Annotated in this window: 16 protein-coding genes and 1 pseudogene; 12 read left to right on the top strand and 5 right to left on the bottom strand. The window is 56.5% G+C overall.

What is annotated here, in order from left to right; genetic code table 11:
* Positions 1-459 precede the first annotated feature (459 nt).
* The 10 genes from BG35_RS12915 (at position 460) to BG35_RS12550 (ending at position 12463) form a co-directional block, all read left to right on the top strand.
* A complete protein-coding gene (locus tag BG35_RS12915) occupies positions 460-747 on the top strand; it encodes an ankyrin repeat domain-containing protein (RefSeq protein WP_236619728.1) in 288 nt (95 codons plus the stop codon).
* A gap of 167 nt (positions 748-914) precedes the next feature.
* On the top strand, positions 915-1184 hold the full coding sequence (locus tag BG35_RS13520) for a hypothetical protein (protein ID WP_152535110.1): 270 nt from the start codon (positions 915-917) through the stop codon (positions 1182-1184).
* A 571-nt stretch (positions 1185-1755) separates the two neighbouring features.
* The gene (locus BG35_RS0100805; protein ID WP_152535109.1) at positions 1756-3468 is read left to right on the top strand and encodes a hypothetical protein; all 1713 of its coding nucleotides are present in this window, start codon (positions 1756-1758) and stop codon (positions 3466-3468) included.
* Positions 3469-4161 (top strand): OmpA family protein, encoded by a 693-nt coding sequence (locus tag BG35_RS0100800; protein WP_025781262.1) that lies wholly within the window; start codon positions 3469-3471, stop codon positions 4159-4161.
* A 3-nt stretch (positions 4162-4164) separates the two neighbouring features.
* On the top strand, positions 4165-4839 hold the full coding sequence (locus BG35_RS0100795) for a hypothetical protein (RefSeq protein WP_025781261.1): 675 nt from the start codon (positions 4165-4167) through the stop codon (positions 4837-4839).
* Positions 4836-6269, top strand: coding sequence for a hypothetical protein (locus BG35_RS0100790; RefSeq protein WP_025781260.1), 1434 nt, complete (start codon positions 4836-4838; stop codon positions 6267-6269). Before BG35_RS0100795 ends, BG35_RS0100790 begins: the two co-directional genes overlap by 4 nt.
* A gap of 5 nt (positions 6270-6274) precedes the next feature.
* Entirely contained in the window at positions 6275-6772 is a 498-nt protein-coding gene (locus BG35_RS0100785; protein WP_025781259.1) for a hypothetical protein, read from the top strand.
* Between the two features lie 73 nt (positions 6773-6845).
* The gene (locus BG35_RS0100780) at positions 6846-8279 is read left to right on the top strand and encodes an FtsZ/tubulin family protein (RefSeq protein ID WP_236619727.1); all 1434 of its coding nucleotides are present in this window, start codon (positions 6846-6848) and stop codon (positions 8277-8279) included.
* Positions 8276-11557 carry a hypothetical protein gene (locus tag BG35_RS12555; RefSeq protein WP_152535107.1) on the top strand — a complete coding sequence of 1094 codons (3282 nt, stop codon included), beginning with the start codon at positions 8276-8278 and terminating at the stop codon, positions 11555-11557. Before BG35_RS0100780 ends, BG35_RS12555 begins: the two co-directional genes overlap by 4 nt.
* Positions 11558-11731: 174 nt before the next feature.
* Positions 11732-12463, top strand: coding sequence for a hypothetical protein (locus BG35_RS12550; protein WP_152535106.1), 732 nt, complete (start codon positions 11732-11734; stop codon positions 12461-12463).
* Positions 12464-12774: 311 nt separating this feature from the next.
* Here BG35_RS12550 and BG35_RS14020 read toward each other — a convergent pair whose 3' ends face one another.
* From BG35_RS14020 to BG35_RS13395, 4 genes are all read right to left on the bottom strand, one after another.
* Complete coding sequence (locus BG35_RS14020) at positions 12775-12870, bottom strand: hypothetical protein (RefSeq protein ID WP_071994735.1); 96 nt, start codon at positions 12868-12870, stop codon at positions 12775-12777.
* Between the two features lie 455 nt (positions 12871-13325).
* Positions 13326-13502, bottom strand: a complete 177-nt coding sequence (locus tag BG35_RS14015) for a transposase (protein WP_080687961.1) — start codon at positions 13500-13502, stop codon at positions 13326-13328.
* Between the two features lie 668 nt (positions 13503-14170).
* The gene (locus BG35_RS12540) at positions 14171-14899 is read right to left on the bottom strand and encodes a TM2 domain-containing protein (RefSeq protein WP_201768400.1); all 729 of its coding nucleotides are present in this window, start codon (positions 14897-14899) and stop codon (positions 14171-14173) included.
* A 1024-nt stretch (positions 14900-15923) separates the two neighbouring features.
* Positions 15924-16406 (bottom strand): hypothetical protein, encoded by a 483-nt coding sequence (locus BG35_RS13395; protein ID WP_201768399.1) that lies wholly within the window; start codon positions 16404-16406, stop codon positions 15924-15926.
* A gap of 212 nt (positions 16407-16618) precedes the next feature.
* On the opposite strand from BG35_RS13395, the gene BG35_RS11340 reads away from it, so the two are divergent.
* Complete coding sequence (locus BG35_RS11340) at positions 16619-18616, top strand: ankyrin repeat domain-containing protein (protein ID WP_071994733.1); 1998 nt, start codon at positions 16619-16621, stop codon at positions 18614-18616.
* 110 nt (positions 18617-18726) lie between these two features.
* Here the strand turns inward: BG35_RS11340 and BG35_RS0100690 are convergent, their stop codons facing one another.
* Positions 18727-19341 (bottom strand): alpha/beta hydrolase, encoded by a 615-nt coding sequence (locus BG35_RS0100690; RefSeq protein ID WP_034416347.1) that lies wholly within the window; start codon positions 19339-19341, stop codon positions 18727-18729.
* Positions 19342-19408: 67 nt separating this feature from the next.
* Between BG35_RS0100690 and purH the strand changes: the two are divergent.
* A pseudogene (gene purH / locus BG35_RS09695) lies at positions 19409-19923 on the top strand (bifunctional phosphoribosylaminoimidazolecarboxamide formyltransferase/IMP cyclohydrolase); the annotation flags it as partial.

Below are 19923 nucleotides of genomic sequence, written 5' to 3'. Positions count from 1 at the left end.
GATGGCCGTGCTGGCTAGCCGCTGGGCCAAGTGGTTGAGGCTCCTGATGGTGGGCGGGACCAGGCCATCAACGGTGGCGGGGGCGCGACCAAGCTCATCCAGCACACGGGGAGCGATCCACGGGCAAGCTCCTCTGAACTCTGCTGATCCGATTCCCTTGGCCCATACTCAGGGGTGTGGCGGATCCATGGGTAAGCTGGCTTGATGGTTAGCCCATCTTGAATGGCCTGCACACTGCTGACCCGCTGGATCAAGGACAGCGTTGCCCCCAGGCTTGCGCCTCTGCTGACGGCTCCCCTTGTTCTGGGGGTCATGGCCTGCAATCCGGCAGCGACTCTCCCCAACTGCACAGCCTGGAACTCAAGCCGGTTCTTTAAGGAAGCATCATCCGATGATGTAGCCCGTTGCTTATCGGAGGGTGCTGCTCCAAATGCACGGGACAAAGATTGATGGGCACCCATCCACAGAGCCGCAGAGCATAGCAAGACCCCAGCAGTGCTGCAAGCTCTGTTGGATGCTGGCGCCGACCCCAATGCGCGGGCTGGAATTGAAGGGTTTAGATCCAAACCCCTCCACTTGGCTGCGGAGCACGGCAAGATCCCGGCAGTGGTGCAGGCCCTGCTGGATGCTGGCGCTGACCCCAATGCCCAGGATGAAGTTGGACGGACGGCTTTGGACCTCATTCCCGATGATTCTCCCCTGAGAGGCACTGATGTTTACTGGCAACTCAATAGTGCCCGTTTCTAGGCTCAGGACCCGTAAGCTGGGGAATACAATACCCCTCAGTAGAGAGGGAGTCCCAAGACAGTATCAGGAGGATGGGGGATGGCCCAGTTGTTGTGGCTCGGTTTCTGGCTCGGTGCCAGCTTGAGGGAATCCAACCCTTCTTCCCCCAGTCTGGTGCCGTGAGCCGGGTGGATGAGAACAAGGTGCTGAAGCGGCAGCCTTCATGTGCTCCGGTTGACCTGTGCCGGGTGGATGCCCCGTCCGCTGATGGACCCCACAAAAACCTCTGTAACCGTTTCCACTGCTGGTCGGCCAAGGCTTCTTTTACCTTGATCTTCTCCGAGTTGGCGCGATCCGACGGCACAGAGACAGAAGTACTGCTGATGGACGCCACTGACCTCAACATGCACCTGCACCAAAAGGGGGGGAATGAGCAGCAAGCGACCTGTGGTGTGTGACCGGCACGGGCGGCCTGTGGGGCTTCACCTGAGCGCAAGGCATGCAGTGCCTCGCTGATGCTGCTGTGCTGCTGAGTGGTCTGCCAGGTGCGACGGTCTTGATTGGGGACCAAGGGACAATGACAGCAACAAAATCCGCACCATGCCGAGGGAGGAAGGCCATCCCACCCTGCATCCCGTCCAGGCGGCGCCGCAACAAGAGAGTCCCGTACAGCAAGAAGCTCTACAACATGGGCCATACGGTGGAGAATCTGTTCGCCAGGCTCAAGGACTGGCGCCGGATTGCAACCCGCTATGACCGCTGTGCATCTATCTTCCGCTCTGCTGTCCTCCTGAGGGCCACTGTCGTCTTCCGGTTATGGGTCCTGACCCCTAAGCCTCACACCATGGGGATGGCAGACTTCAAGGCAGTGAGTCACCCATTGCTCCAGTCCCCATGGCAAAACCTCAGTCTAGTACTGATGCTGCTCCCGGTTGTGGCTGTCTTCTATCAATAGCCCTGGGCCTGGGCGCTATCTGGTCTATCTGGGCACCCTTTGCCCAGGCAGTGATGACGGACGGCAGCAATATCATGTTCACTGTTGTGGTGATTGCGATGGTGCTCATCACCCTGTCAATCTTTTCGGCAGGGGGCAAGGCCCGGCTTCAAATCCGCAGGCTGCGGGAGACAATGGACTCAGGCATCGTTCTCTCCTCGCCCGCCCAAGCAGGCGAGACGCCCACGATCCATGGACCCCAAGACTCTGGCTATCCCCGCCACCTGCTGCAACGGGGATTGGACCATCTTCTGGCTGCACTCCAGGCCTCTGACCAAGCCTTGACGGGAGATACAAGCCATTGGCTGAGTTACCAGGTCCAGGTCCGCTGGCTTGGCAGGTTTGTGGGGCTGCGCCAACTCATGGACTGGACCCAGAAAGCTCCTGCTTTCCTGATCTCCCTCGGTCTGCTGGGAACGTTCATTGGCCTCAGCATCGCCCTGGAAGATATTGGCCAGATTCTACGGCCAGGGCTTCCTCCTGCACAGATCAGCAGTGCCTTGGCGGAGATGTTAAATCCCATGGGAACCGCCTTTCGGAGTAGTTTGTTTGGCCTTGCCTTCAGTCTTCTGGTTATCCTCAATAATCAGATTCGCGGCTGGACCACGGCCATTGAAAATCTAGAACTTGAGCTCTCTCACTTCTTCGATGGTCAACTTGTCAAGCTGCAACAAACCGATCCAACCCAGGGACTCTCACCAGTACGTAAGGAAATGGCCGGCGTTGTTCAGGGTTTGGATACGTTCCAAAAGAAAATCGAGACAACAGCCGAGAGCTTTGGCGACCGGCTGATCCACACCGTTGATCAAGCCGTGGAGCGTACCATGGGAGCGCATCTGGATGAGCTCCATAACCAGAGCCTGATGATGGCCGAAGAAGCACGTCACGCAGTGGAGCGCATGGGAGAGATGGCCAACCGCCTCAGTGAAGCAGGTCAGGACTTTATCGGCGCCGCTACTGCGTTTCGAGATACGGATTTCGCCACTACGTTACAGGACGGTGTGCAGCGTATGGTCGAGGGTCAGGAGTCTCTGGCGAGGACAACGGCAAGCCTGTGTGAGCGCATGGGGCTCCTCAGGGAAAGTCTGACGCACACTCAACTGGACTGGCAGACCTTGGCTGTCACCGCTGAACAGGAACTCAAAAGCGTCTCCATGGCCAGTGCCGCATCAAGGGGAGCAACCTCGGCGTTGGTGGAAGCGTCCGCCCAGTTCAGCCAGGGCAGGGATCAGTTCATGGTCGTACAGAAGGACCTCCAGGCAGCCAGCCAAGCAATCTGCGCCATGAGCGGAGAAGCTGCCGAGTTGGCCAAGGCCCTGACCGGCACACTGGACGTGGACCAGGCCATTGGCAACAGCGTGGTCGCCACATGCAACATCCTGGGGGCTGCCATGCAGTCCTGGAGCGCAAGCGTTGAGCGGACAGATCAACTGGCGGCCAATTATGTGGAGGGGCTGCAAGCGGCAGCCGGCAACTCCCTCAAGGATTTGGAGCAACAGGAACAGGAACTGCGATCAAGCCTCAACCGCTCCCGCGACGACCTGGTCCAGTTTGTCAATGGCGAAGTCCAGCAGCGACTGGCCTCCATTCAGCAGGTTGACCGACACGCCAACCAGGCCGCTTCCATGCTGAGCCGTCTCAGTGCGGGCCTTCAAGATCTGCATCGGCTGGTGTCGGAGACCACATGGAAGAATACCCCGGAGAAAGTGACGGCGATGGAGCATACGACCGTGGGGGACGTCAACTAAATGGCCAACCCACGACGCGCCCACGGCAAGGAGGGTGACAACGGCATCAACCCCTGGCTGGGGTATACTGACGTGCTCAGCAGCATGCTGCTGATTGTGCTCCTTGCCATGGGGCTGGTCACCTTGGCCAAGGCGCTGAATGAAAAGCCTCCCCTCATTTCACTGACAGAGACTGACTCGTTCCGATTCGACACCGGCAGCTATGGGCTCTCCCGGGACTTTCTCGACGCCTTGGACGCCAAGTACGCCGACGAGATCAAACCCACGCTTGAAGCCTATGACGTGGACGTGATCGAAGTCATCGGCCACACCGACGGCCAGCCCAATCCAGGACGGGCCAGCAACCTGGACCGCCAACTGCAAACAATGGCGCCGCAGGGGGAATTCACAGGTTTCCAGTCTGATCCCGATACAGATCCGGGCCTGGTATCCAGCGGGACTGGATCATGGTGGATCGGCCAACTCGCTGGGTTCCAGTACGGCTCCAACGCAGATCTGGGCCTGCTGAGGGCCATGGTCGTGGCCGTATATCTCCAGACCCGTCTGGAGAAAGATCAGTTGGCTGTGCGCATCCGCCCCTACTCTGCATCCAGCCTTCTGGATCCCCAGGGTAACTTCAATCCTGCTCCCACCGTCAGCGATCCCAGCCGTCGCCGCATTGACCTCCGCTTTACCCGCAGCAACCGAGACTGAAAAATGGACCATCCCACCCCTTTGCAACGCCTCGCTGTCCTGGAAGGCAGTGTGGCGCGGCTGGAACAGCAGGCCACACCACCCCCTGCCCCGTCCCAGACGGGCACCACTAGGCGGCGCCTCCCCCAGTGGACGGGTGGCAGTTTGTTGCTGGCCCAGTTGCAGCGGCGCCATCCTGAGGTGTTGCAGGCCTATGAACAACCGGCAGCCCTGGCCACAGACAAAAACGGGCGGGTGAGCCTGGCCGTTGACAAGGCCGCAGCGCCGTTTGTCTTTGTTGTCACACCCCCCGATGGGGACGCCCTGCTCTACCCGGCAGCGGATGCGCCGGATTGGCTGACGGAAACGGCGTTGATCCGTGGGCTGTTTGCGTTGCCCGGTGATCCCAACGGCCTACCGCTGAAGCTTGAGCGACCAGCCCGATTCATCGCGGCCCGGCAAGGGGAGGAGTGGGTGTTTCACAGCCGGGGAGAGTTGGTTCCCACAGTTGCTTCCCGCAGGCAGGCAGAGGAGAGTCGGCGGCAACAAAAGCGTTGGGAGGAGTTGATCCGGCAGCAGCGGCAACAGGCCAGCGACCTGCAGGCCCTGCAGGCGCAGGTGGCCAGCCTGGAGCGTGCTCTACAACGGCTCTGCCAAATCCAGAACGCCGTAGCCCAGACCACCCCGCAAGAGCCATGATGCTTCAGCACGCTTCCCTGCGGCGGTGCGCCGCCTGGCTTGTGGGCCTGATGGGGATGGCCGCCTCGCTGGCCGGTTGCCAACCTGGACCGCAGCAGCCGCAATGCTGGACGTCCCCGTCACCTGACGCAACCAGCAGCGACACTGCGGCCAACACGGACGCTGGCCCACCATTCGACCAGGAGAGTGAGCCAAGGGAAGCCACGGAGCTTTCCCGCATCGTGATCGGGCTGGATGGCAGCGGGTCGTTGCTGGGCCACCTGCAGGCTGGGGACAATGTCTGGATCCGCACCCTGCAGGCGCTCCAACTGCTCACCGCTACCCAACCGGTGAAGACGACGGTGACCCGGGTCGGGGGACCGGTCCCCGAACCGGTTGCCAGCCTGCAGATCTCGGCCAATCCCTGCTTCTTCACGGGCTGTGCCCCCTTCGCCCCGGTGAGTTCCAACCTGCCTGCCCTTTGGCGGCAAGCCCAGCCCGGGCAACTCACCATTCTGGTCTCGGATCTGGAAACCGATGCCAGCCTCACCGGAGCATTGGTGCGGGCCATTGGCCGGAGCCAACCGGAGATCGTGGGTGTGGTGGCGATTCAGGCCCCCTTCAACGGTCAAGTGTTCGACCCATTCACGGGCAAGGCGGCGGGCGCCATGAACGGCAACCGGCCCCTGTATCTTTTGGTAACAGGACCACGGGACCCGGTGGAGATGATCCTTCGCGACGGAGCCGGGGCGTTTGGCCAGGTCCATTTGCAGCCCGTGTACAGCAGCCTGCTGCCGGTGGACACCGGGTCGGAGGAGCCAATTTATGCACAGCAGTTGCAACTGCTGGATGACAGCGGCCAACCCGATCCCCAGCAGGGCGTTGTGGGCGGCAGGGTGCCCGTGGGATCTCTTGGCATCATTCCCATCGGCAACGTGCTCACGGTCCAGGTGGAGTCAGGGCAATCACGGCAACTGGCCCTGAGCGTACAGGGCGTTCTGGGGGACACCCAGGGTGTTGCCTATCCACCGGGTCAGTTGATCCTGGAGCAATACAACCCGGAGAAGAAGCACTGGCAGGGGGGCACCCAGGGGGTGACGGTGGAGGATCTGCGTCTGCAGAACGGCAATTTCAGCGCCACGGTGTCCTTGGATTCGGGACTGCCGGCCGGTTTGGTGCGGGCCCTGCTACCGGCCCACCGTGGGGTGGAAGACTGGTGGCTTGCCCTGAGCGCCAATGGCCATGACGCTGGGCCAACTGAAGACGGCGCCCTGGTGCAGCCGGCGGATGCCCCACCTCCCTTGGGCCATGCCTTGGGTGATGACGCCCATCACCCAACTGAAGGCCGCACCAGGGGCCTGTATAGTTTGCTGACCAGCCTGCAAGCTTCCCGGCAAGGTCCCGACGCACCCCCGGCCGCCGCGTTCTGCTTTGCCCACTCCCCCACCTGAACCATATGCGCAATCTGGTCACTGTGGTTGTCCTCCTGGTTGTAGGCTCAATGTGGACCTTCTTTGCTTTGCCCTGGTTGCTGGAAACCGTCTTCCTGAATAGTTTTGCATCCCCAGGCCTGCAGGTGCAGCAGTTCCTCGACGAGGTGACAGGGAAGCTGTTCGTGGTGTTCTGGTGCTGCAATGTGAGTGTTGTCCTGCTCTGGGTCGTCCGGACGATGCAGCGGCGCGCCGCCAGTGCCGCCAGGGTGGCGGCCATGCGTACCCGGTGGTGGACTGCCGCCAGTCTGCTGCTGGCGGCGGGATTGCTTCTCAGCGCTGTTATGGTCTTGTTTCGCTTCCCACAGCTTTCCCCAGGTGGCATCATCCTCTTGCTGGCGCTGTTGCTTGTGAATGAGGCGTTGCTCTTCTGGCTGCCCACCGTGTTCGCCTCACGCGGCAGCTACCGCCTCGTGGTTCCCGGAGCCCAACTCTTCCCCAAAGTCCTGATGGGAGGGTCATAAGATGAAGCTGTTTGCCGTTGGTGTGGGTGGATCCGGAGCCAAGTGCCTGGAGGCGGCCATTCACTTGCACACCATGGGTCTGTTGGACCAGGAGGAAAGCCCGCCCACGGAGTTGGGGGTGCTTTTTGTGGAGCCGGATCGCCAGAGCGCCCTACTGCAGAGGGCCCAGACGGCCCTGGTCCGTACCCAATCCCTGCATAAGGCCCTGGGCGGGGTGACCCAACACTTCTGCCCCGGGGGCGAACTGAAAGATTACGGCGTCTGGAATCCAGTGGAAAGCGTGGCTGGTCAGGGGTCGTTGACCATGGCTCAGATTTACACAAAACATACCCTTCAGCACAGATCACCGGCTCTTGGGGGTCTCATGGATTGCCTGTTCACCCAGGAGGAGCAGAAGCTGGACCTGAGGGAGGGGTTTCGGGGGAGGCCACCCATCGGTTCCGCTCTGATGAGTGCCATAGCGCTGGATGATTCCATCCATGCCAAAACGTGGGGACGATTCCTGGGGGACGTGCGCCAGGCAGCCAAGGGGGGAGAAGAGGTGTGCATCCACATGTTTGGAAGCGTGTTTGGGGGGACCGGAGCATCGGGCGTGCCCACTGTGGGGCAGTTGCTGCGCAACTGGCTGAAGAACGAGGGAATCCAAAGGGCGCAATTGAACGCTTCCCTGTTGCTGCCCTACTTCAACTTCAAGGACCACGGCACGAAAGACACTGGTCTTCACGCGGAAGCCAGCAATTTTCAACTCAATACCGGCGCCGCCTTGCAGTACCTCTCCCAGGAAGACAACCAGGACTTTGACCGAGTGTACCTCCTGGGCAGCGACGCGAAGGTGGCCTACGGCTTTTCCATCGGTGGCGCCAGCCAGGCCAACGGGGCCCATCTGGTGGAACTACTTGCCGCCCTGGGGCTGCGGGACAGCCTCGGCAAGACGAGACAGGCGGCGGAGGCCGCCTACACCCTGAGCCGGCACAACCAGAGCAGTGTGAATTGGAGTGATCTACCCGATAGTGCCATCACCCGAAGAGCAATGAGCCGTGGCGCCAGGCTGGCTGTGGTGTGGCGGAACAACATCTCCCTGGACCTGGAGGCCGCGAACGGCCAATCCCTGAAGCGTTTCTGTGTAGGGGCCCCATGGGCAACGCGCTTCTACCCTGCCGGCAGCAGCGAGGAGGCCAGCACGTTGGGCAGCCGCAAGGACAAAGACGCCAGACTTGCAGCGGATCAGTGGTCCGAGACTTTGCTCACCTGGTTGAAACAACTATGCTCCAGCACCGGCGGTGCCCTGGAGCAAAAACTGCTCAATCCCGCCAAACTCCAGGTTCAACAAATGCACCTGGAAAGCCTTGCTGATTTGGTCCGCGACCGCGACGATGGGCAGGTACCCAAGCGGGAAACAGATGTGGAATATCTGAAGATTAAACTGGACCGCCGTACCTCAGGGGGCAACCCCAAAGGAACAGCCGGTTTACTGGACACCCTCTGGGAGCTTTGCGACCAACCATGACTCACCTTTGGTTTCCTGCCGCCCAAGACACCCTCAGCCAAGGTGCCCAACCCGGCCATTGGCAAGGCCACAGCGCCCAAGCAGTGGGTGAATTGGCATCCAATCTCAGCTACGACGGCGTCATCACGCGGATTAACTCCTTACCCACTCCCTGGTCGCGGGTGATCCAGATGGAGCAGGCAATTACCAATCGCGATTATCCTACCCGAGATCAGCTCCTGGACGAGTTGTTTGGGTGTCTGGCGGTCGTGGGACTCTCGGATCTCTACAACTTGAAGCTGCAGGCAAGTATCCTCCAGCTTGAGGATCTCTGCAACGATCCAGAGCCAGCCGTGCGCCGCTTTGCCACCAGCCTGCGGGAGAACAAGCCGAAAGCGTCTCAGTCGGTGCTGAGGGAACCGCCCCAAAACGTTTCTCCCTGGGATCGTCTGATGATTTTCATGATCGAGGATGCCAGAACTCATCAGAGCCAGCCCATCGGTTTTGCGTCTCCCAGTAGCATCCTCTGCCCCACTGCCCAACTGCGCTGGCCGATTGCAGGTGTACCTTGGAGCAACGAGGGTAACTTTAGCGATCCCACCCCTCATCTCTCTCTTCAACAACATAAGCAGCCCCTGGCAAATTGGCTCAATCAACTGTCCAAGAATATACTCAATTTCGAAGCAAAAGTCAACTCCAGCCTGGCGAACAATCTCTGTGTACTCCTGAGAGGATTTATTGAGCGTCTCAACGTTCAGCCATCTATAGGGCCAGAGAAGGGGGAGCCAATCCCCAATGCCAGAAGCATCATGGATGGCCTTCTGGCTCATTCAGCAGCACCGGTGAAGTCGGAAGATAGCCTCTGCCGGGTCATCCTGAAAGACAAGCAGGAAGGGAACCCTAAGCCAGTCATCCTTGTGGATCCGTCTATGCCAGGGCAGCTACAAAAGGCGGAAAGCGAGATCCAGCTTTACGAACACGACACCTTGACAACCATCTGTGGAGATGCGAAGCGGCTCCGCGAGCGCCACAGGACCATCAAGGTGGTAACCCCTGATGATCTGTTTCTGCCCAGCCTCACCTTGCTGCCAGGAGGCCATGCCCTCTGCCACAGTTGGCTGCCGGAGAAGCTGACCACTCGCCTTGAGGTGGGCAATCAGGAAGACACCACACCTTTGCTTCCCTTCAGTGTTGATCTGCAAGAGTTGTTCAGCAGCAGGGAGCTGAAGGAGATGGTGAGTCTGGCGGTGGATCACGGCCAGGGATGTCTGGTGGTGGGGCTGGTGCTGAAGTTGGAAGGCTTCGGCGAATATCGCCTTGAGCGCAGCTACCCTCTGAAAGAGGCCGCTCTGCTGGGGAGCATCCCTGTGATGGCCATCTGGCCATCTATTCCTGCCGGGTACTGGCGCAAATACTGGATCTTCAGCCAGATGCTTGATGGTTTAAGCGTCGATAAAACTGCAGATTGGGAAGGTCCTCACCTGGTAGAGTTCGGCAGTGATCAGGTGCGTTACTTTTGCAGCACAAGCTTCCCCGATCTTCTTAATGTCAGCGTGGACGGAAATCCAGGTGGGGTAATCCCGCTGGAGTCACCAGAGCGAATCAAGGACACCATCGAAAGTTGGGACGTTGGCCTGGATTTCGGCACCTCATTCACAAACTGGGCCATTTGGGACCATCACGAAAAACCATGTAAGCTGCCACTACAATCAGCATTATGGCCGGTCACGGCAGCAAATGACCAGTTACAGCGGGAATTTCTAAATAGATATTTCCTACCGCAAGAAATGCACCCAGAAGACGACAATCCACCAACCAGCACAAGTCTGAGTGTGGTGGGCTGTAAGAAAGAGAAGCTTGATTCTAAAAATCCTCCAGAGCTCTTTCATGAAACTCGCCTTCATATTCCCCAAGAAGATGAGGCATTCAAGTCTCACTTGCGTACTGGATTCAAATGGGAGCATCCAGAGCTACAGCAGCCCTTTTTAAGGCAGCTTGCACTCATGATTAGTGCCCATGCCGTGCGCCGTGGAGCCGGAGGAATAACATGGAGACTCTCTTACCCCACAGCTTTTCCCAACAATACCAAACGTAACTATGAGAGATTCTGGAGGGAGCTAACAGAGGAACTGAAGCTCATTAGCGGACTTGATCACAAACTGAACAGTCATCCTCTGCTGAGCGAAGCAGTAGCTTTTGCATGTTGCTTAGCTGACGATAGCAAAATATTTCAGCATACTGCATGTATGGATATTGGCGGACGGACCACCGACATTTCTCTCTGGCAAGAAAGTCGCCTCATTCATCAGGTTTCCGTTCCGTTTGCTGGACAACATATTTGTACCAAGATCCTTGATTATCGTCGAGAGTTTGCGTCCGATCTTCTCGATAAGAGCCTGACATCCATGCAGAGAAGCAGTGGTCAGACAATGGAATCAAATCGCCTCAGTCTAATCGACACCCATATACGCTTTAAGAGTGAAATTTTACTGAAAAAAGAACTGCCGAATCGACGATCTCCGAGATTAAGTGAAAGAGATAAAACTCTAGAGCAATTTATTAGTTTGATGGCTTTAGCTACAGGTGGATTGTATTATTACCTTGGATTCATTATCAGATGTCTACACAAGCAAAGAACCTTAAATAAGGTATCTTCTATGTCAGTCTATGTAGGTGGTAATGGCGGTAAACTTTTACGCTGGCTTGACCCCATCTGTCAATTTGATGAAGATTCCCAGATCAATATGTGGCTAAGTCGTGTTCAATCCGCAGCAATCGACTTAAGTAATGATAAACTTAATGAGGAAGAGGGGATCACTTACCTTTCGGAACAATTCAAGAATGAAGTGGCTATTGGCTTGGTCGTGGATAAACCTCATCTCCGTGGACTCAATAGTTTAGAATCCAATCCATTTAGCGGCGAGTCTTTATGCATCAATGGCTATGAATTTGCCGCTGAACAACCCATTGATTTATCCAAAATCGGCCATGATGAACCTGTAACAACCATGAAGCTCCTTAACCTGAAGGAACTTCAGCGCTATGTACAGAGTATGGTTCAAGCTATGGATGGCATAAAGAATGATCTTCAAATGGATCCGTTGGTGAAAGCTTCGGATCTGGAAGGCTCCTTCGGAGAAAAGGTGTTGGCCCACGCCCAACACCTGTGTGATCAACACCTGGGTGATCCCGAAAATCCCAGAAAGCTGGGGGACTTCTCGGTGGAGCCAGGCTTCTGCCTGGGGTTGCGGGCACTGGTGGAAGTGCTCGCCAAGGAATGGGCAGAAGACAGACTGTAGAGGACCATGGAAATGACACTCAAGGCACAAGCACCGACCACTCCAGAGTTTTCTTCCCCTGCTTCCCCTCGGCCTGGGGATTCAGGCTCCACCACTGAATACCTGCCCACAACAGGTTTATCCCAATCCACTGCCCCTGTGGAAACCACCACGGGAATCTCACAGCCTGCCCCCGTGGCCATCATCACAGCCAACCCTTTAGCCCTGGTCATGCTGGCCTTCGTGATCCTGGGTAACGTTCTCTTACTGCTGATTCTCTTACGAAAGCCAGGGAAATGGTATTTAAGAAGTCTGATAAAATCAAACCCGGAAAACCCTACACAGCAAACCAACTTATTAAATAGGATTCAGAATCAAATGGAAAAGCAGCAAAACCTACTCCAGTTTGTAACCCAGAATCAGCAAACTTTACTGAGGAAAACAGAAGAGATGGAACAAAGACTAAAGAATATAGGACGATTGCAAACTGTGTCCACTGCCCCACCACCAAGGGTGATGGACAACCCTCAACCGACTCCCAGGCTGAGCCCAGCCGACCATCTCGTTCAAGTTTTGGAACAAGGTGGCGACCGAGCCGCTCTTGCCCAATGGTCTGCGGTGAAGGTGAAAATCACTGCGGCCAGTCAAAGTCGCACCTATCGTGGTGACGTTGACGGAGTTGAGCTGGAGCCCGCCCAAGCGGGAGCCAGTTTTCTCGTCTTCCAGATCCGTGGCGAGAATCTGCTTGTCCCCAACCAGGAAACCCTGGGGGTATTCCAGCGCTACCAGAGAGGGCATACTGGGCTGTTTGTGCTCAATCGGCAATCGTCGCAACCAACGCCACAGGTCGGCAAGCCTGCTCGGGTCCAGCCGCAAGGAAAGCTCTGGCGGGTGGTGGAGCAGGGGGAAGTTCTGATTCGGGGCTAAGGTTCTGGGCTGGGGAAGTGGTTCCTCTCCATGGCGGAGTGCGTCGTGAAGGCTAAGACATCGTTTTGAGCGGAGTCTACTGCATTGGTTTGAGGTGTGCAACGGGGTGCATCATCCAAGCTTAATCCGAGTTCTGGATAAGCTCAGGAAGAGCTTGGGATGCTGGGTATAGGGTTGGGAATGCCGATGTTGCTGATGTTGACCTTGGGCTGGCCAGAGTGTAAGCCGCCAGGCAAGAGAGACTATCGACCAGGGCATTGACAGGGGAGCGGTGGCGGCTGTGCTCCAAACCCATGCTGGACTTGAGCTTGTCAAAGAGGGTCAATGATGGAGCGTTTGCACAACAACAACTTGTCCAGAAGCGGCGGCAGGGAGTTCTTCATATTGCGGCGAATGCCGGTGACCAAGTGAAGTCCCCGTTGTCAGAGGCGCTCCAGCAGTAACTTGGACAGGTAGCTCTTATCAGCAAACACATTCCCTTGCAGAACCCGAATTCCAGATAAGGAGACCAGAGGAAAGACCATCTTGCCCTGGCCTTGCGGTTTTGGCAAGCCTGACGTGAAGAGGGAAGAGGTGGAAGGTAAGCCTGCTGTGGCCAGTTGTTGAGGCTTTCCAGCCTTGTTGCGACACCGGATCACCCCCACCGTTCTCACAGGCATCCAGGTGGGTAGAGCTCCCAAAGGCTGTCCGCGCCAGAGAACCGGGCCTTCTTGATGGTGGGCTGATCCATGGATTCCTGCTTGCGCGGGAGTGACGAAGAAGGGGCAGGAATGACGAAGGACGTATGGACATGGTCAGGTGGGAAGATCGCACGTTTTCCTGGTCCCCTTATCAGTAAACACATCCCCTTGCAGAGCCGCACTCAAGGTCTCAAGCGATTGGCGGTCATCCTTGCGATGTCATCGGTGATCCTGAAGGCCGTAAGCTGGCCCTTGTGGTTGATGAATGGATGAAGCTTGAAACCAAAGAACCACCCCATGGTGCTGCGACCACGCTTGGCCAGACATCGGAAAGAACTGGTCACGGTTGATGCATGCATTGCGACAGGCTGCCGGCCTGGTGCCGTCGGCAAAATTGATGCCGGTTTCCTCCCCACGGAAAGAATATAGCAGTAGATAAAACGGCATCAACAGGCGGGACATCAGGCTCACAAACCGGCCATAGCCGGGGAGTTCTGCAAAGCAGTCCCGGAAGTCGTGCCTGAGGCCGTAAAAGCCAGAAACGCTTGAAGTTCTTGTAGGCCGAGGTGTGGAACAGCACCAGGATGGGAAGCATCTCGCTGAGGGAGAACTTGCCACCTCTCCTGCGCTGGCGATTGGAGGGGAGCAGGTGGTGACGCTACCACTCCTCAAAGAGCTGGGCAAGGTCATCGGGACGACAGAACAAGGCAAGGTAGAACCCCTCATGAGGAGGCCTTCCACTTATTTGAACGACACGGATACTGAATCAGGTCATGCCTGATTGGGCAGCTTCCCCCTCAACCCCGTAGCAACGGCTGGACAGCTTCAACAACAGACCGCGCAGTGCCTCCCCATTTCCTGTCAGGCTTGCCAACCCCCACAAGCCAGGGCAAGAGGAGCTTCCCTCGGCTCCCCTTATCCAGAACTCGGGTTCACCATAGTCTTCCTGTCAGGAGTGATACGAAGCCAAAGGGAGGAGGAAAAATGGGTTAAAGGCGTTGACTCAACTGCAAAAGGAGCATAGGCATCACTGCCCTCTATACCTTACTTGTCCCTGATCATCATTGAAGACGTCAAGGCAACCCTCTTGTATCAATCTCTCCAGTTCGGAGCGAACGTTCTCAGGAGAATCCTCCAACTCCAGTACTGCGTCATTAAAGCTGAACCCTCGCCTACGACGCCACTTGGCCAGTCTCAAGATTTTTAATCGGCTTTGCAAGATTTCCTGGTCGTGACCACAAGGCTCTCGATATCTGACTTCTCCCTGATTATCATTGAAAACGTCAAGGCAACCCTCCTGCATCAAGCTCTCCAGTTTGGAGCGAACGCTCTTAGGGGAATATCCCAACTGCAACACTGCATCGTTAAAGCTGAATCCCCGTGTACCGCGACGGCGGGCTAATTCTAAAATTTTTAATCGGCCTTCCAAGATCGCCTGGTTACGATCATCTATGACCTTTTGGTTAAAAGACCGTACGTGCCCAAGAATGAGAAAGAAGTCAATCAAAGTGCCTACACCACAGAGCCCACCTGTGAGCCACCAGAGCATTCCTGTTCCCCAGTGCCCCGTATAGAAGCGATGAAAACCTGTCAAGAAGAGACAGAGAACCGCAGGTAATCCAAAAACACTATCTATGTTTTCTGCTACGCCGTCTGCTTTTCCTACCTGCATCATTGCCAGTATTGACAGCAGTCCCGGGATCCAGAGCAGATAGGCTACGAACCAACTGCGCAGGTTAGAGACGGAGACGGTCATGGGGGAAGATTTTGCCGGGATCAACGTCAAACTTTAGCAGGTCAGATGCTGGAGTAGTCACCCAGACACAGCCCTTCATAATCTGCAACACCACCGGAGCGCCCACCCCAGAATAAACAACGCGCTCACGGCGCTCTGGGGTGACGACCTGCCAATAAAGGCACTGTATTGTCAAGCACCGCAATCTTTGGCCCAGGCTCCCAGGTGGATGCATGGCGAGTTGAACACGGCGGACTACCGAGTATGGCTCATGCCCATAGCACTGCCGGCGGCGGAGCCGCCGCAGGATCAAAGTCCAGACCGTGCTCCCCTATACCGAGACTGTGCCCATGCTGTTCTGGGCACTGTTGGCACCCAGGCAGATCCAGATGCACGAGGATTGTTGGGCAAGCCTGCCCAACAATCCAGGCCTTGACCTTTGGCTTGGCCGCCCGATTCAGCAACAATGACAATGCTCGGAAAACGCTCGTCTGGGCGCTTCGAAAAATTGGGCAGAGCCCTCCAAAGGGCTGCCGCCTCACCATGTGAAAGTCAGTTGTAGAGGGATTTCTCGTCGGCCAGCAAGCTTTTCCATGCGGAGGAACAGCAGGTTTTCGAGGTGCCCATCTGAAACTCCTGCCAGCTTCAAGACACAATCTGAGGTGTGTGGCAGCCCTCTGCACCTCCCTCAATCAGACAATTAGAGGGATTTTGCGATGACCATAAATAGAAGCAAAATCAGAAAAAGAACGGCAAGAGGAGACCAGAGAAGCAGAAGGACAACAAAGACAATGAAGAGTAAGCAACCCATGCTCGGAGCAGAAGAGGTTATGGAGCCTTGTGAGCGAAGCCTAGTCCTCAGAAGCTTGGTGAAACGGTCGGCCACGCCCCTTGAAACAGAGGGAAACATTGCAACACCTCTTTTTGTCCCGATTTGTCCTTGCGGGAAGAGACTGAACATCGTATTCAGGCGCTTGCGTGGGATGACGCCCGTGGGGGGATGGTCTGCACCCTCTCTCCATCAAAAGAGCGCAACACGACCCAGTTACTTCGCCGTCCGGAGGCAATAGGTACCGAACTTGGGCCATCCCGCCGGGCAAAGACGACCGACCTTCACCATCGCCTCCCGCTCCTGACTGGGGGAGCCGAGGCAGTAATCCCCCCAAGGCTTAAAGCCTGTGGGGCAACCTCTGCCCACCCTCGTGATCGCCTCACGACGCTTGTTGTCTGTAGCAATGGTGCAGTAGTTCTGAGACCCGGACCAACCTTGGGGGCAGATATTGCCAACCTTCTGCATGGCCTCCCGCCGATTGTTGGGCGTGCCGAGGCAGTAATTGCCCCAACCCATAAAGCCCTGTGGACAGATCCTGCCCACTTTCACCAGGGCGCCGCGGGGATTGCCACCCTTGGCGGGAAGGCAGTAGCTACCGGAGGCCACGTAGCCCGTGGGGCAACGGCTGTGGTAGGGCAACGGTCGTACGGGCTGCCGGGCCTGGGCGGGATGGATGGTGACCAGGCACGCAGCCATCAACACAACCAACGGCCCCAATAGTTGAGGTCAGGTGGAAGAGCGCTGATGCGGGAGTAAGTTGGGCATGGGAGCACGGGGGATGGGAGGAAAGGCAGAGAGCTCGCAGGCTAGTCTACCCGAAGAGCCCATTTCAGGGAGCTCGGAAAAAGCCAGCACGGGGGATCAAGACTCATTGCCACGCTAGTCAGGGGGCAAAGGGGCTCTTTCCAGTGGTCGCCGACGGGATTGAAGGGGTGCTAGATTTGGCAGACCTCCTCTTGCAAGCCGGATCGAAGATGACCGCACTGACCGATGCAGCTCAAAAAGGCGACACAGTAGTTGTCAGGGCCTTCATCGCTGCTGGAGCCAACGTGAACTTCACAGAGGCCGGGGCGACTCCTCTGCACCACGCAGCCAGAAGGGGCCATGCAGACATTGTCAAGCTCCTCATCGCCGCCGGCGCTGATGTGAATGCCCACGATAATACTGACCGCAAGAACACCCCTCTGCACTCCACAGCCAGAGGAGGACATCCAGGCATTGCCAAAGCTCTCATCGCCGCTGGTGCTGATCCTAATGCTAAGAATTGTTTCAAACGCACTCCTCTGCACTATGCAGCCGTGAGATTTGATGTGGAGCTCGGCAAAATTCTCGTTTATACTGGTGCCCATATAAATTCTAAAGACGTGAATCGAATGAATCCGATGGACCTTGCACACGAGAACGGAGAAACTTATTTTGGTGGATATGATAGAGATTATGATGCAGCATCTTTGGATTTGGGTTCAATAAGTAAAGCGGCAAACAAGTTTAAAACAGAAATTGCTAAAGCTTTTCTTGAGGCTAGCGATCATGCCAAATCCCCCAATAAGAATGGTAAGATTCCAACAGATCCCGCGACCAAAACAGATTCTGCGGCCAGGGAAGATCCAGCAGAAACTGTCAAGGTTTCTGTTGATGCCGGTCCTGATCTCAACGCCACCGATGCTGACGGGAGCACTGCCCTACACGTTGCGGCAAAGAAAGGTCAAACAGACGCCGTCAAGGCCCTCATTGAGGCTGGCGCCAATGTTGATACCAAGGATGCCGAGGGCGATACCCCGCTGCACATTGTGGCAAAGAAAGGCCAAACAGACGTTGCTCGGGCTCTTATCGAGGCCGAAGCAAATCCCAATGCCAAAGACGATGATCGCAATACACCCTTACATGTTGCCGTGAAGAAAGGCCAAATAGAGATTGCCAGAGCTCTCATTGAAGCTGGAGCGAACCTCGGCGCCAAGGACGATAATGACGATACACCGCTATACGTTGCAGCTAAGAGAGGTCAAGTCGAAGTTCTCAAGGTTCTGATTGAGGCTGGCGCGAATCTCAATGCCAAGGCCGATAACGGCAATACCCCTCTGCACATTGCCGTGAGGAAAAGTAAAACCGATGTTGTCAAGGCTCTGATTGAGGCTGGTGCTTCTGTCGATACCACGAACAAAAATGGCCTGACTCCTCTCGACATTGCGGAGACAATGGAAAACCTGAATCTGGTACAGATACTTGGAGCAGAGTCGTCTACACAAACAAAATACATCGCTGATTCAAGTAGGAACCACTCGGATTCAACAATCATTTTCATGGCTTTATTCACAGCGCTTGGATATCTTGCTAAAGTTGACGGAAGGATTTGCTCTCAAGAGATTGAATTTGTAGCAAGCCTAATGAATGAAATGAAGCTCGCTCCAGAGCGTCGCTGTCAAGCGAAGTATTTCTTCCATCTGGGGAAGCAAAAATCGGATGTCGATTTAGATAATCTTATGGCAAACTTGCAAAGTAATTGTAATACCAATCCTGAGCTTCTCAACGTTTTCTTAATGAGTTTGGTACAACTTGCCTATTCAGATAAAGAGTTCAGCGATCAAGAAAAACTCTCCATCAGGAAAATATCTGCACAACTCAATCTTAGCCAAACTGATATCGATAGCATTGAAGCAGCAGTCCGTACTCAACTCCGGCTCACTAACACCTCTCTCGATCTACAGGAAGCCTATAAAATTATCGGAGTTTCTCCTATTACTACTTCAGACGAGATTAAAAAGGTTTATCGTGGTCTCATGAAGCTTTACCATCCAGATATCTTCAAATCGAAAAACCTATCTGAAGACATGCTGCAACTTTTTGAAAAACGTACCCAAGGATTCACCCTTGCTTACGAGAAGATTAGAAAAGTGCGATCCTTTTGAAGGAAACCGTAAAGATGATCAATGCCGCGTAATCATCTGATTCCAACTGACTGGAGACTTTCAGGGGGCAGAAACGCCTGCTCCAACACAGGAAAGCGGACAGTTCTGAACTACCTGGATCCCCCCGGCGTGGGCATGAAGCACCGCTCAAGAAACTGACGGATGGGAACAAGGGTTTCAGTTGGAATGGTGTGCTCACCCGGGAAACTTCGCAGCACAACCTCGCATCCCTGGGCATCCAGCAATTCCTGTAGCCGAAGACTGGCTTGCAGGGGAACCACCGGGTCGTTCTGGCCGTGGATCAGTAGCACTGGCGACTGAAGGCCCTGTAATGGGTTCCGGCCATGGGGATACCCACTGCACGCCACCACCCCCGCCAGGGGCTTATGGACGGCAGCTTCCAAGGCCATGGCGGCCCCCTGGGAAAAGCCCAGCAAGGCGGTCCGCGACCATGGGTGCTCTTGCTGCAGGCGGATCAGATGGTGGTTGATGTAGTCCAGAGCCTTGGGCATCCCGGGCCAGCCCTGCGCTTCCGCCTCCTGGTTCAGGGGATACCATTGCCGCCCGCCAGGCACATGGGGGTGAGGTTCCGGGGCCTGCAAGGCCACCACGTCCCCCAGCCCATCCATCAGATGTACGCCAAGAGGTAACAGGTCCCGGCTGTTGGCGCCCCAGCCATGGAGCAGAACCAATCGACCAACTCCGGGCTGGCCCCACCGCACCATCTTCTCAGCCACAGCCCACTGGCCAATTCCGGCTCTTCTCTAGCATGGGCCTTGTCCGGATGTGCCCATGGCTCCCACTGCACTGCTCAGCGTTTCCGATAAGACCGGCCTGGTGCATCTGGCCACAGCGTTACAGCAGCACCATGGTTTCCAGTTGATTGGCAGCGGGGGAACGGCCCAACTTCTACGAGACGAGGGGGGCTTGACGGTCACCGCCGTGGCGGATCACACCGGCGCTCCCGAGTTGCTCAACGGTCGCGTCAAAACGCTGCACCCACGCATCCACGGCGGCATCCTGGCGGATCGCCGCAAGCCGGAGCACCGGGAGGACCTGCAACGCCAGGGCATCCCCCCCATTGATCTGGTGGTGGTCAATCTCTACCCCTTTGAAGCTACGGTGGCGGGTTCCACGGTGACCTGGGACCAGGCGGTTGAGGTGATCGATATTGGCGGGCCAGCCATGCTCAGGGCCGCCGCCAAAAACCATGCCCACGTCAGTGTGCTGACAGCCCCCGGTCAATATGCACCGTTCCTGGAGGCCCTGGCCGCCGGCGGCGTGGATCTTCAGCAGCGGCGCCGGCT

Source organism: Candidatus Synechococcus spongiarum SH4, from assembly GCF_000586015.1.
Taxonomy (GTDB): domain Bacteria; phylum Cyanobacteriota; class Cyanobacteriia; order PCC-6307; family Cyanobiaceae; genus Synechococcus_B; species Synechococcus_B spongiarum_F.
The sequence above is the reverse complement of the archived record's forward strand: the minus strand, read 5'-3'. Positions and strand labels throughout refer to the sequence as shown.